This window comes from Desulfarculaceae bacterium (genome assembly GCA_020444545.1).
GTDB lineage: Bacteria > Desulfobacterota > Desulfarculia > Desulfarculales > Desulfarculaceae > Desulfoferula.
This window is the reverse complement of sequence record JAHLKT010000003.1, coordinates 711,049-723,169: the sequence shown is the minus strand read 5'-3', so window position 1 is coordinate 723,169 and position 12,121 is coordinate 711,049. Positions and strand designations below refer to the sequence as shown.

Below are 12,121 nucleotides of genomic sequence, written 5' to 3'. Positions count from 1 at the left end.
TGGCCTACTGGCCCAAGCTGGCAACCTGGCTCCCCAGCATCGTCTACGACTAGGCTAGGCGGCTCGCTGAAAAGGCGGGTTGTTTCTAGGGGTGATTTTGTATTAAAAAGGTTGTGTATGCCCACACATACCCCTTTCAGCCCTGGAGGAATCCTGGGCTCGAAGCGGGCGTGACGCGGTTACATAGGCTTTGCCAGGGCATTAACCCCAGGAGGAGATGATATGAAACGCAGAGATTTTCTGAAGAAAGCGGGCGTGGGCGCGGCCGCGGCGGCGGCGGCCACCACGATCAGCGCTCCCGCCGTGCTGGCCAAGAAGAAGATCAAGTGGAAGATGGTCACCACTTGGCCGCCAAACCTTCCCTACCTGCAGACCGGCGCGGTGCGCTTCGCCAAGCGCATCAAGGAGATGTCCGGCGGTCAGTTCGATATCAAGGTCTACGCGGCCGGCGAGCTGGTTCCGGCCTTCGGTTCCTTCGAGGCGGTGAGCAACGGCACGGTGCAGGCCGGCAGCGGCGCGGCCTACTACTGGGCCGGCAAGGCCCCGGCCACCCAGTGGTTCGCGGCGGTGCCCTTCGGCCTCAACGCGGTGGGCATGGCTGCCTGGTTCTGGGGCGGCGACGGCCTGAAGCTGTGGGAAGAGGTCTACGCTCCCTTTAACCTGATCCCCCGGCCCGCCGGCAACACCGGCGTGCAGATGGGCGGCTGGTTCAACAAGAAGATCAACTCCATCGACGACTTCAAGGGCCTGAAGATGCGCATCCCCGGCCTGGGCGGCAAGGTGCTGGCCAAGGCCGGCGGCACCGTGGTGCTGACCCCCGGCGGCGAGATATTCACCAACCTGGAGCGCGGCGTCATCGACGCCACCGAGTGGGTGGGCCCCCTGCACGACTACATCATGGGCTTCTACAAAGTGGCCAAGTATTACTACTACCCCGGCTGGCATGAGCCGGGAACCGTGCTGGAGAACTTCTTCAACAAGAAGGCCTATCAGGCGCTTCCCAAGGAGTTCCAGCTCATGATCGACATGGCCTGCGCCGAGACCTACAACTGGATGCTGGCCGGCTTCAACGCCGACAACGGCGCGGCGCTGGAGAAGTTGATCACCAAGCACCACGTGAACCTGGTGCAGTTCCCCGCCGACGTGATGGCCCAGCTGAGGAAGCTGGCCCAGGAAACCTTGGACGAGATCGCGGCCAAGGACAAGCAGGCCGGCAAGGTCCACGCGGCCTTCAAGAAGTTCCAGAAGCAGGTCGGCGTCTGGGGCGAGGTCTCCGAGAAGGCCTACTACGACGTCATCGCGGAGAAGTTCAGCCTCAAGGGCTAACCCTCGGCGACAGCGCGAATACCAAGCCGGGAGCCTTTCGGGGCTCCCGGCTTTTTACTGGGCTTGTCTCAGCGTGTTGCGGCCCGCTTCCTTGGCCTGATACAGGGCCTTGTCGGCCAAGGATATTATCGCCTCCAGGCATTGGCGGCATTGCTGGGGGGTGTGCTCCCCATCGTGGTGGCAGCAAAGGCCCATGCTGGCGGTGACCTTGAGAGGCGCCGGGTCTTGGGCAAAGGACCGGGCGGCGATGTCTTGGCGCAGGCGCTCGGCGGCGGCGGTGGCCGCCTCCGGGTCGGTTTCGGGCATCAGGAAGATGAACTCCTCGCCGCCGTAGCGGGCCAGGATGTCGCTGGCGCGGAAGTTGCTCTGAGCCAGGCCGGCCACCTCCTTGAGTATCTCGTCGCCCGCGGCGTGGCCGTGGGTGTCGTTGACCTGCTTGAAATGGTCCAGGTCCATGATGATCACCGCCAGGGGGTGGCTGTAGCGCATGGCCCGGGCCATCTCGCGCTCGGCCAGGTGGAAGAAGTGGCGGCGGTTGTACAGGCCGGTGAGCGAATCGGTGGTGGCCAGCTGGCGGTAGCGCTCCTCGCTGGCCCTGAGCGCCTCCTCGGTGTTCTTCCTCTCCTGGATTTCCTGGACCAGGGCGGCTTCCTTTTCCTGGAGCAGCTTCAGACTATGGTCCAGCTGCTTCACCATGGAGTTGAAGGAGCGGGAGAACTCGCCCATGAAATCCACCCGCTGGCTGAAATCGCCGGACGCGATGACCTGGGTCTGCCAGGAGAGGTGGCGCAGGTTGGCTTGCAGGCCCTTGAAGGCCCCGGCCACGAAGCCCTTGGACTTGAGCTGCTGGTCCAGCTCCCCGTTGAACAGGCCCATGGAGAAGCGGCGCAGCTCCAGGCACTGCTCGTAGAGCTTGACCGCCAGGGGAACCCTGGCCAGGTCCGCGGGCAAGCTGGGCTCCTGGGGGGAGCTCAGGACTTGGTCCAAAAGCTCCAGCCACCTCTGGTCGCACTGGGGGTGGCTCTCGGAAGAAGCCGCGAGCTTATTGGTGCCGAAAACGGGGGTCAATCTATGACCTCGGCGGTGAAGCGGCAGGTGCGGTCGCCGGTGCACCAGCAGTCCACTTCCTTGACCTTGAAACGCGCCTCGGTGTAGCTCTCCAAGAGACCGGCGATGAAGCCCTCGTCGTAGATGCAGATCTCGAAGTCCAGCTCGGGAAGCCCCGAGCAGTCCAGGTCTTCGGAGACGGTGACCACCAGGGAGCCGGTTTCCAGATCGGCCTTTTCCACCCTGAGGATGCCGATGCCCATGTCCTTGAGCGCGGCTTGCAGGTTGGCCACGAACTGGCTGAAGTCGTCGGTGGGGGGCAGGACGTTTTTGAAAAATTCCGCGCCGGCCAAATAGCCGGCCTCATAGAAAAGCTGGTCGGTCTGCTCGGTGCCCAGCTTCTGCTCCATGACGTCGCGGAAGGCGAACTGCATCAAGCGGTAGACCTCCAGGCGGGTTTGGGCGCCCAGATTGGGACGGCCCACGCTGATGTTGCCCAGCAGGTCCCAGGAAAAACGGTATTTTCTGTTTTCATCGGTGGATGGCGGCATGAGATATGATCCCCTCGCTGGTTGTGGCCCGCCGTGGGCGCGGGCCTTGGGCCGGAGCAGGTCCAGCGAGGATGTTAACTTGCCGCGTATCGGCAGTCAAACCAATACGTTTAATCTGCACAAATGTAACCGGCTCTCAGGCGTGCTCCATCTTGGGGGTGCGGCTGATGAGTATCGCGATGGTCCCCACCAGGGCCAGGGTGACGCAGCCGATGCCCAGGTAGATGGCTCCCAGGCCCCAGGCCGCCTCCACCCAGCCGGCCACCTTCACCGCGAAGGCCCCCACCCCGAAAGTGAGGATGAACTTGGTGCCGTAGGCGGTGTGCTTGAAGGCCGGGGGGCTCAGGCGGCTGACCAGGGTGTTCTCCATGGGCTGCATGCCCAAGAGGAAGAACACGTAGATCATGGCCAGGATCACCAGGGGCAGGTTGGAGGCCCAGGCCATGAGGAACACCGCCGGGATGCTGATGGCGTGGAAGGTCAGGTAGCCCCAGCGGGGGTCGATCCGCTCGCCGACCCAGCCGCCGAAGTATTGCCCCGCCGCGCCCACCGTGAAGATAAAGGCGGTGATCAGGGTGGCCATGAAGTTGCCGGTGACCCCGGCTCCGAACACCGCCTGGAACCAGCTCAGAAGGGCGGGCGCGTCGATCTCCAGATAGCTGGGCAGGCTGACGGTGAGGCCCCGGTAGGTGATGCCGCCCAGCATCATGGCCACCAGCAGGATGAGGAAGGGGCCCACCAGGCCCTTGGCGCTGCGGGCGTCTTCGCCGCTGGCGCGGGGCGGTTCGTCCAGCTTGAGCGCGGCCATCAGCCCGAAACCGGCCAGGTTCAACACGCCCATGGCCACGAAGCCGGCCCGCGGCCCCCACAGCCACACCATCAGCCCGGTGATCAGGGGAGAGGCCCCCAGGCCCAGGTTGCCGAAGATGCCGTTGAAGGCCATGCCCCGCGCGATCCGCTGGACGCCCCGGGCCACCAGGCCCAGCCCGGCGGGATGGTAGCAACCCGAGAACAGACCCACTCCGGCCAGGCACAGGCTGAGCATCGTGGCGTCGTCCACGAACCAGGCGGCGGCCAGCCCGCAGAGCCCGGCTCCCATGAAGAACACCATCATCAGGGGCTTGGCCCCGAAGCGGTCGCAGGCCAGGCCCCAGGGCAGGGCGGTGAGCCCGAAGAGCAGGTATTGCCACAGGCTCAGGCCCAGCACCGCAGCCAGGGGCAGGTTCAACAAGGCGGCGAGAGGCAGCACCACCGAGGGAAAGACCAGCATGTTGTAGTGACTCAGGAAGTGACCGAAACAGGTCACCGCCAGGATGTGCTTTTCCTCGGGATTCAAGGCCGATCCTCCCTGATAAAAAAACAACCGCCGCCCCCGGGGCGGCGGCGAACAATACCCAACCTGTAGCCTATAATTTACCCCTCGCGGCGGCGTGGGGCAACCCGGCTCAGTAGGCGTAAGGCTCCTGTTGGCGGGTCTGGAACATGTAGGGAGGCCTGGGCATCTTGATGGGCACCAACGCCTCGGAGCGGAACAAGCAGCGCGAGTTGATGGCCGTCAGGCGGTTGGTGGCCTTGTCCATCACCGCCTCGCTCTGGTCCGGCGCGCCCTGGCGGGCCACCAGGCGGCCGTAGATCCGCACCCACTGGCCCTGGCCCGGCAGCTCGGCCCCGGGCGGCAGGGAGACCGCGAAACCCACCCACACCGCGTCGGCCAGGCAGCACCACACACTGAGGCGCACCACCGCGAAGTGCTTTTTGGCCGAGAGCTTGGCGGTGTTCACCACCTGGCCCCGGAACACGTAGCGCTTGTCGGCCCAGGCCTCGGGGGCTTGCTCGGCCAGGAGGAACAGCTCGGCCAGGTTGATCTTGATGTACTCGTGGCCGCCGTGTTGCAGGCGGGAGGCGATGCGCTGGCGCTGCTGGGGGTTGAAGGCCGCGCCGCCGGTGCCCACCCCGGGCTGGGACCAGGCCCCCAGGTCCCAGGAGATGGCCAGGGCCAACAGCAGGCCCAACAAGAGCGGCCGCACCAGCCCGGCCCTGCGGCCGGTAATCAGGGCGGCGGCCAGGCCGCACAGGGCCAGGAGCCCCCCGGCGGTGCCGGTGAGCCAGCGGAAGGAGGGGTTCAGGAGCATCCAGTAGTCCTGGCTGAAGGCCAACTGGATCATGCACAGGCCCAGGCCGGTGAGGATGAGCCCCTCGGCCATGGCCAGGAAGCGGTTGGGCCTCACCAGCACAGCCACCCCCACAAGAGCGAGAGCCCGGCCACCAGGAGGGTGGGCAACAAGGCCAGGGTCAGCACCGCCCCCTTGCGGAAGGCCCCGCCCCACATGGCCACCAGCTTCAGGTCCACCATGGGCCCCAGGGCGATGAAGGCCAGCTGGGAGGCGGGCGGGAAGCCCAGGAACGATGCGGCCACGAATGCGTCGGCCTCGGAGCACACCGACAAGAGCACGGCCAGGCCCATCATGGCCGCCAGCGAGAGCAGCAGGTCGCCCCGCACCGCGCCCAGGATCTCCAAGGGCAAAAAGGCCTTCACCGCCGCGGCGGCCGCCGCCCCGGCCAAAAGGTAGGGGGCCATGGAGGCGAACTCCTCGCCGGTGCGGGCCATCAGATGCCACAGCCCCCGGCGGGGGGGCAGGTGGTCGTGCCCGCAGCCGCAGGCCGCCTCCGGCGCGGCCGAAAGCATGGGCAGCTCGTTCAGCAAAGGCACGGCGCGGGGGGCCTCGGGCCGGAGCAGCTCGCGGCCCGGGCGGCGGCCCAGCCACAGGCCCACCACCGCCGCGCTCAGGCCCACCACTACCACCCGGCCCAGGAGCATGGACCAGCGGCCCTGGAAGGCCACGTAGGTGGAGATGAGCACCACCGGGTTGATCACCGGCCCGGCCAGCATGTAGGTCAGCGCGGTGGTGGGGGGCACTCCCCGGTCCAGCAGGCGGCGGGCCACCGGCACCACCCCGCATTCGCAGGTTGGCAGCAGCATGCCCGCGCCCAGGCCCAGGCCCACCTGAGCCCAGCGGCCCCGGGGCAGATGGCGGGCCAAGAGCTCGGGGCTGAGGTAGGCCTCCACCAGGGCGCCCACCAGCGATCCCAGGAGCAAAAAGGGCGCTGCCTCCCAGAACAGGGCCAGGAAGAGAGAGAAGAAAAGCTCGATTTGATCGGGCTGGGCCATGCCCTACTTGATGTCCCGGGCGATGGCCTCGGCCATGGACTCCATATTGGCTGGGTAGTCGCGGGCCAGGGGGTCCAGGGGCACCACCACCCCGTTGATGGCCCGGGCCAGGGCCTTGGCGGTGGCCGGGTTGAACTGAGGCTGCACGAAGATAACCCGGATGCCCTCGGCCTTGGCTTCGTCCACGATGGCGGCCAAACGGCGGGGGCCGGGCTCCTTGCCCTCCAGCTCCACCGCCTCCTGCTTGAGGCCGTAGGTGTCCAGCAAATAGCCGTAGGCCGGGTGGTAGACCAGCACCGTCCGGCCCTTGAGCGGGGCCAGCACCTTCAAGAGCTTGGCGTCCAGGGCCACGATGCGTTGGTGCAGCTTGGCCAGGTTGGCCGCGTACTCGGCGGCGTGGGCCGGGTCCAGGGCGCTGAGCGCGCCGGTGGTGTTGGCCGCCATCTGCATCATCTCGCGCGGCCCCAGCCAAACGTGGGGGTCGGGCGCCCCCGCCTGGTGGCCTGGCAAAGCTTCCTTGCCGTGGGCATGGCCTGGGCCTTCCAAGCGGCGCAGCTTTATGCCCCGCTGCATGGGCACTATCTTGAGCTTGGGCAGGGCGGCGGCCAGGCGGGGCAGGAAGGCTTGTTCAAAGGGCACCCCGATGCTGAAGTAGAGGCGCGCTTGGCCGAGATCGGCCAGCTGGCGGGGGCCGGGCTCATAGGTGGCCGGCGAGGCCCCGGGGGGCAGGAGCACCAGGGGCCGGACGTGCTTGCCCCCGATGGCCGAGACCAACCAGGCCTGGGGCGGGATGGACACCCCCACCACCAGGGGCGCTTGGGCCAGGGCGGGCAGGGAAAGGCCGGTCAGCACTAGGCAGAGGCAGATGGCGAGCAAACGACGCATTATTCTATCTCCCAGGGGCGGCGGTATTACATATTAATACCATGGGGGCTTGCCTTCGCCAAGCAATCCGGGCTCAGGCGGTTTCCTGGGGCGGGGCCGGCGCGCTCAGGCCCACGGCCAGCCCGGCCAGCACGAACCAGGTGAGGGCGTTGGCCGGGATGCGCAGGTTGAAATCCACCAGACCGTGGATGAGCAAAGAGATGAAGCCGCCCAGGCAGCCCACCAGGAGCAGGACCCGGCCCGGGTCCGGGGGATCGCCCCGGGTGCGCCGCGAGAGGGCGCGCAGCAGACAGCCTCCGCCCCGGGCCAGCACCCAAGCCACGAAGCCCAGGAACATGAGCAGCCCCGGCCAGCCGGTCTCGGCCAGAATCTCCAAGTAGTCGTTGTGGGCATGAACGAACACGCCCTGACGGGGAATGGTCTTGAAGGGAGGATAGCCCTCCTTAAAGGTGCCCAGGCCGCTGCCGGTGAGGGGCAATTGCTTGCTCATGCCCCACACGTCCTTGTAAAGCTGCCAGCGGATGCTGCTCGCCGCGTCTTGTCGAAACAGGTTGTGAAAACGGGGCAGGGTTTGGGACCAGTCGGTGATAGCTGCGCCCAGGCCCAGCAGGAACAATAGCAGCAAACCGAAGGTCACGAGTTTGCCCCGGGCGCGCGTCCGTCCCATCAGGACGACTAGGAAGAGGATCTGTCCAAGGAGCACCAGGCCGAAGGCGAAGATGCCGCCGCGCGAACGGGACATGAACAGAGCCGCGGCCATGATGGCCACAGCCCCTCCGCAGACCCAGGCCTGGCCCGATTCCGAAGATGAGTCCTTGCGGGCGTGCAGGGCCAGCAAGCTTATTCCCAGAGGGATTGCAAGTTCCAGATAGCCCGCGAAATGGTTGTAGTTCACATAAGGTCCGGTGAAGGAACTGCTGTGCAAGGGAGTAAAAATGCCGTATATCGCCTTGGCGTTCAGGCCTTGTTGGATAATGGCAACGGAAGCTACCGTTAACCCGGCTACCAGCACCAGCCATATCAGGCCTGCAGGCCTCGGTGAGTTGCCTGTTCTAATGGCCAGGACAAAGGCCAGTGCGTAGCAGAGCCAAAGCAGGCCGGTGCTGGCTGTGGCGAAGGGATAGACGGTCAAGGGGAGCAGGGCATGGGGCCGAACAATGTCTCCAGGCAGGAAATCAAGCTGCCAAAGGCTGAAGATCGGCTCGGCCACCAGGCGGACGATCTCGCGGGGCAGGGGTATCAGCTGCACCCCGGCCCAGGTCAAAAAGGCCAGCAGGCACCACAGCCCCCAGGGTGCGGCGTCCGGCCCTTGGGGCCCGGCCGGTTTGCCCCGCAGCCAGAGCAGGAAGGCCACTAGGATGCCGATCTCGATCAGCCCGTGTGCCCAGGGATAGACCCCGCCGAAGAGCAGCGGACCCAGAAAAAGGGTCGCCCCCAGGATGATCACATAGGATTTGGCGCGGTTGTCTTGAGCGTGGCTGGAGTTCATGTTCAGGTCGAGTCCCGGTTCTGTTCCGTGGGCGGCTCTGGCCGATTCCGAGGCGTCTCGCCGGACCGGCGGTTCGGGCCGCCGGCCCGCTTCCGACCAATGTACCACTTCTCGGGCCGTGCCCTGTTTATTTTTGGGAGCCGTGGGGCCGGGGAGGCCGCCGGGCGCTTGGCGGGGCCGCCCGCGTTGGGTAGGATCAAAAAGAGCCGCCCCCAAACCTTACCGGCCGGAAAGATTCGCCAATCGAGTACAATGCTCTCATGGCCACGCGCAAGATACTGCTTTTCGGCGCCCATGGCATGTTGGGGCGCGAGATCATGATGACGCCGCTACCCGCGCCCATGGAGCTGACCGGGCTGGCCCGCGCCCAGGCGGACGTGACCGATCCCGGCTCGGTGGAGCGGGCCCTGGCCGCGCACCGGCCCCATCTGGTGATCAACGCCACGGCATATTCTAAGGTGGATCAGGCCGAGGGCGATCCGCAAGCCGCCCGGGCGGTGAATGCGGGGGGCGCCGGGAACCTGGCCGTGGCTTGTCATCAAGCAGGCGTGCCGCTGATGCATTTCTCCACGGACTACGTGTTCGACGGGGCCTTGCGGCGGCCATACACCGAGAGCGACCCGCCCGCGCCTCTCAACGAGTACGGCCGCTCCAAGCTGGAGGGCGAAGAGCTAGTGCGCGCCCAATGCCCGCGCCATCTGATCATCCGCACCTCCTGGCTTTTCGGGGCCTGGGCCCATAACTTCATCCACACCATGGTGGGGCTGATCAAGAGCCGCCCCGTCATCAAGGTGGTGGACGACCAGGTGGGTTGCCCCACGGCCACGCTGGGTTTGGCCGCCGCCCTGATTAAGGTGGCGGGACTGCTGCCCGCGCAAGGCGAGAGCGCCTGGGGCACCTATCATTTATGCGGGCCTCTGGTCCTTAGCCGCTACCAGTTCGCGCAAATGATCTGGGAGGCTGCACGGGATAGGATGGACAAAGAACTGGTCCTGGAGCCGGTGGGCAGCGAGGTCTTTGCCGCTCCGGCGGCGCGTCCGGCCTACTCGGCCCTGGATTGCGCTAAGATCAAGGAGTGCTTCGGCCTGGCCCTGGAAGACTGGCGGCCGGAGCTGGCCCGCATTGTGGCGGGGTTGCTCTCAGAGGAGAAGCTGGCCCATGCATAAAGGCATCATCTTGGCGGGGGGGTCGGGAACCAGGCTGTATCCGGCCACCAGGGCGGTGAGCAAGCAGCTCCTGGTGGTCTACGACAAGCCCATGATCTACTATCCCATTTCCACCCTGATGCTGGCGGGCATCACCGAGATATTGATCATCACCACCCCCCACGACCAGGAGGCCTACCGCGCCCTGCTGGGCGACGGCTCTCAGTGGGGGCTGCGCCTCTCCTACGCCACCCAGGCCGCGCCCGAGGGGCTGGCCCAGGCCTTTGTGCTGGGCCGCGACTTCCTGGACGGCGCTCCGGCGGCACTCACCCTGGGCGACAACCTTTTCTTCGGCCACGGCTTCACCAGCCTGCTGCGCCGGGCCACCGAGCGCGAGGAGCTCTCCACCATCTACCTGTACCAGGTCTCCGACCCCGGCCGTTACGGCGTGGCGGAGTTCGGCGAGGACGAGAGCGTGACCTCGGTGGTAGAAAAGCCGGCCGCGCCCCCTTCCCGCTGGGCGGTTACCGGCCTGTACTTCTTCGCTTCCGAGGTGTGCGAGGTGGCCGCCAAGGTGGAAAAGTCACCCCGCGGCGAGATGGAGATCACCGAGGTGATCAACCATTTCATAAAGGCCGGGCGGCTCAACAGCGTCAAGATGGGGCGGGGCTATGCCTGGCTGGACACCGGCACCCCGGAGGCCTTGTTGCAGGCTTCCTCCTTCGTGGGCACCATCGAGCGCCGCCAGGGAGTGAAGATCGCCTGCCTGGAGGAGATCGCCTACAACCTGCAACTGGTGGGGCGCGAGGAGCTTCGGGAGCGGCTGCAGAGCCAGGCGGACATTCCATATTATAAGTATGTGCTGGACCTGATCGAGGCCGGCCCGCCTGTGGTCCTGGATTGACGATGCCCCGCGAAGAGCGAATATTGGTCACCGGCGGGGCGGGCTTCATCGGCTCCGCCCTGGTGGAGGCGCTTCTGGAGCGGCCCGGCGCGCGGGTGCTGAATCTGGACAAGCTGACCTACGCGGCCAACCTCGAGGCCCTGGCCGGTTTCGAGCGGCGGCCCAACTACGCCTTTCAGCACGGCGACATCCGCGACCGCCCCTTGGTGGCGCGGCTCTTGGCCGAGTTTCGGCCAAGCGCGATCATGCACCTGGCCGCCGAGTCTCACGTGGACCGTTCCATAGATGACGCGGCCGGCTTCATCCAGACCAACATCATCGGCACCCATGTGCTGTTGGAAACGGCCTTGGATTATTGGCGCGGCCTGGAGGGCGGCGAGGCCGAGGTCTTCCGTTTCCTGCATGTATCCACCGACGAGGTGTACGGCTCCCTGGGGCCGGACGGCCTTTTCAGCGAGGAAAGCCCCTACCGGCCCAACTCGCCCTACTCGGCCAGCAAGGCCTCCTCGGACCTGCTGGCCCGGGCCTGGCAGCGCACCCACGGTTTGCCAGTGGTCACCTGCCACGCCTCAAACAACTACGGCCCTCGCCAGTTCCCGGAAAAGCTGATCCCTCTGATGATCATCAAGGCGGTGCGCGGCGAATCCCTGCCCATCTACGGTCGGGGCGACAATGTGCGCGATTGGCTGCACGTGCGGGATCACGTCCAGGGGCTGCTCGCGGCCCTCAAGCATGGGCGTCCCGGCCAGGCCTACAACCTGGGGGGCGGCACGGAGCTGAGCAACCGGGAGCTGGTGGAGCAGCTCTGCCGCCGTTTGGACCAGGAGCTGGCCGGGCAGGGCACCGGGCCTTGCGAGGCGCTGATAACCTATGTGCCTGACCGGCCGGGGCACGACCAGCGCTACGCCCTGGACATCACCAAGGCCGGGCGGGAGCTGGGCTGGCGGCCGGAGGTGGTCTTCGAGAAGGGCCTGGCGCAAACGGTGCGTTGGTATCTGGACAACCGCGCCTGGTGGGAAAACATCCTCAAAAGCAACTACCAAGGCCATCGGCTGGGCCTGGCCTGAGGGCCGCGCCGCATCGGGGAGAGGACGGACATGGAGCTATTGCACGGGGTGGAAGTCAAGCCCCTCAAGGTGATCCCCGACGGCCGGGGCCGCCTAGTGGAGATACTTAGGGCCGACGACGAGATATTTCAGGGCTTCGGCCAGGTCTACATGACCACCACCCGTCCCAGCATCGTCAAGGCCTGGCACCTGCACCGCAAGCAGTACGACCACATCTTCTGCGCGGTGGGTATGATCCGCCTGGGGGTGTACGACGACCGGGAGGACTCGCCCAGCCGGGGCCGAACCAACGAGCTCTTCATCGGCACCCACAACCCCATGCTGGTGAAGATCGCGCCGGGGCTTTATCACGGCTGGAAGTGCATCAGCCAAGAGGAGGCGATCATCATCAACACCGTGACCCACACCTACGATCACCGCGACCCCGACGAGTTCCGCCGCGACCCCCACGACCCGGCCATCCCATGGGATTGGAGCGACCGCGACGGCTAGCCGCGCCTTGCCCCGCTCCGGGCCGCGAAACGCCCGGATAGGTCTT

The 12,121-nt window shown here is 66.2% G+C and carries 12 protein-coding genes; 5 read left to right on the top strand and 7 right to left on the bottom strand.

From position 1 onward, the window contains the following. The first annotated feature begins 222 nt into the window (after nt 1-222). Nucleotides 223-1,326 (top strand): TRAP transporter substrate-binding protein, encoded by a 1,104-nt coding sequence (locus tag KQH53_11815; GenBank protein ID MCB2227355.1) that lies wholly within the window; start codon nt 223-225, stop codon nt 1,324-1,326. A gap of 54 nt (nt 1,327-1,380) precedes the next feature. Here KQH53_11815 and KQH53_11810 read toward each other — a convergent pair whose 3' ends face one another. The 7 genes from KQH53_11810 to KQH53_11780 all read right to left on the bottom strand — a co-directional run bounded on the left by KQH53_11810 (nt 1,381) and on the right by KQH53_11780 (nt 8,467). Further along, complete coding sequence (locus tag KQH53_11810; GenBank protein ID MCB2227354.1) at nt 1,381-2,394, bottom strand: GGDEF domain-containing protein; 1,014 nt, start codon at nt 2,392-2,394, stop codon at nt 1,381-1,383. Further along, nucleotides 2,391-2,924 carry a 4-vinyl reductase gene (locus tag KQH53_11805; protein ID MCB2227353.1) on the bottom strand — a complete coding sequence of 178 codons (534 nt, stop codon included), beginning with the start codon at nt 2,922-2,924 and terminating at the stop codon, nt 2,391-2,393. The genes KQH53_11810 and KQH53_11805 overlap by 4 nt, the downstream gene beginning before the upstream one ends. A gap of 136 nt (nt 2,925-3,060) precedes the next feature. Beyond that, nucleotides 3,061-4,260 carry an MFS transporter gene (locus KQH53_11800; protein ID MCB2227352.1) on the bottom strand — a complete coding sequence of 400 codons (1,200 nt, stop codon included), beginning with the start codon at nt 4,258-4,260 and terminating at the stop codon, nt 3,061-3,063. A 109-nt stretch (nt 4,261-4,369) separates the two neighbouring features. Next, nucleotides 4,370-5,152 carry a hypothetical protein gene (locus tag KQH53_11795; protein ID MCB2227351.1) on the bottom strand — a complete coding sequence of 261 codons (783 nt, stop codon included), beginning with the start codon at nt 5,150-5,152 and terminating at the stop codon, nt 4,370-4,372. Continuing rightward, a complete protein-coding gene (locus tag KQH53_11790; protein ID MCB2227350.1) occupies nt 5,149-6,093 on the bottom strand; it encodes a permease in 945 nt (314 codons plus the stop codon). Before KQH53_11790 ends, KQH53_11795 begins: the two co-directional genes overlap by 4 nt. Nucleotides 6,094-6,096: 3 nt before the next feature. After that, on the bottom strand, nt 6,097-6,978 hold the full coding sequence (locus KQH53_11785) for a zinc ABC transporter substrate-binding protein (protein MCB2227349.1): 882 nt from the start codon (nt 6,976-6,978) through the stop codon (nt 6,097-6,099). Between the two features lie 73 nt (nt 6,979-7,051). After that, nucleotides 7,052-8,467 carry an O-antigen ligase family protein gene (locus tag KQH53_11780; protein MCB2227348.1) on the bottom strand — a complete coding sequence of 472 codons (1,416 nt, stop codon included), beginning with the start codon at nt 8,465-8,467 and terminating at the stop codon, nt 7,052-7,054. 260 nt (nt 8,468-8,727) lie between these two features. Here KQH53_11780 and rfbD point away from each other — a divergent pair, with 260 nt between their 5' ends. From rfbD to KQH53_11760, 4 genes are read left to right on the top strand one after another with little or no spacing between them, the layout of a single operon-like run. Continuing rightward, entirely contained in the window at nt 8,728-9,633 is a 906-nt protein-coding gene (gene rfbD, locus KQH53_11775; protein ID MCB2227347.1) for a dTDP-4-dehydrorhamnose reductase, read from the top strand. Next, nucleotides 9,626-10,516 carry a glucose-1-phosphate thymidylyltransferase RfbA gene (gene rfbA, locus KQH53_11770; GenBank protein MCB2227346.1) on the top strand — a complete coding sequence of 297 codons (891 nt, stop codon included), beginning with the start codon at nt 9,626-9,628 and terminating at the stop codon, nt 10,514-10,516. Before rfbD ends, rfbA begins: the two co-directional genes overlap by 8 nt. Nucleotides 10,517-10,518: 2 nt before the next feature. After that, nucleotides 10,519-11,583, top strand: a complete 1,065-nt coding sequence (rfbB, locus tag KQH53_11765) for a dTDP-glucose 4,6-dehydratase (GenBank protein ID MCB2227345.1) — start codon at nt 10,519-10,521, stop codon at nt 11,581-11,583. 30 nt (nt 11,584-11,613) lie between these two features. Beyond that, nucleotides 11,614-12,075, top strand: coding sequence for a dTDP-4-dehydrorhamnose 3,5-epimerase family protein (locus tag KQH53_11760; protein ID MCB2227344.1), 462 nt, complete (start codon nt 11,614-11,616; stop codon nt 12,073-12,075). Nucleotides 12,076-12,121: the final 46 nt, after the last annotated feature.

Coding starts and splice junctions, on each gene's coding strand:
- KQH53_11790 (MCB2227350.1), bottom strand. CDS start 6,093: ATGGCCCAGCCCGATCAAATCGAGCTTTTCTTCTCTCTCTTCCTGGCC.
- rfbB (MCB2227345.1), top strand. CDS start 10,519: ATGCCCCGCGAAGAGCGAATATTGGTCACCGGCGGGGCGGGCTTCATC.
- KQH53_11760 (MCB2227344.1), top strand. CDS start 11,614: ATGGAGCTATTGCACGGGGTGGAAGTCAAGCCCCTCAAGGTGATCCCC.
- KQH53_11780 (MCB2227348.1), bottom strand. CDS start 8,467: ATGAACTCCAGCCACGCTCAAGACAACCGCGCCAAATCCTATGTGATC.
- rfbA (MCB2227346.1), top strand. CDS start 9,626: ATGCATAAAGGCATCATCTTGGCGGGGGGGTCGGGAACCAGGCTGTAT.
- KQH53_11785 (MCB2227349.1), bottom strand. CDS start 6,978: ATGCGTCGTTTGCTCGCCATCTGCCTCTGCCTAGTGCTGACCGGCCTT.
- KQH53_11815 (MCB2227355.1), top strand. CDS start 223: ATGAAACGCAGAGATTTTCTGAAGAAAGCGGGCGTGGGCGCGGCCGCG.
- rfbD (MCB2227347.1), top strand. CDS start 8,728: ATGGCCACGCGCAAGATACTGCTTTTCGGCGCCCATGGCATGTTGGGG.
- KQH53_11805 (MCB2227353.1), bottom strand. CDS start 2,924: ATGCCGCCATCCACCGATGAAAACAGAAAATACCGTTTTTCCTGGGAC.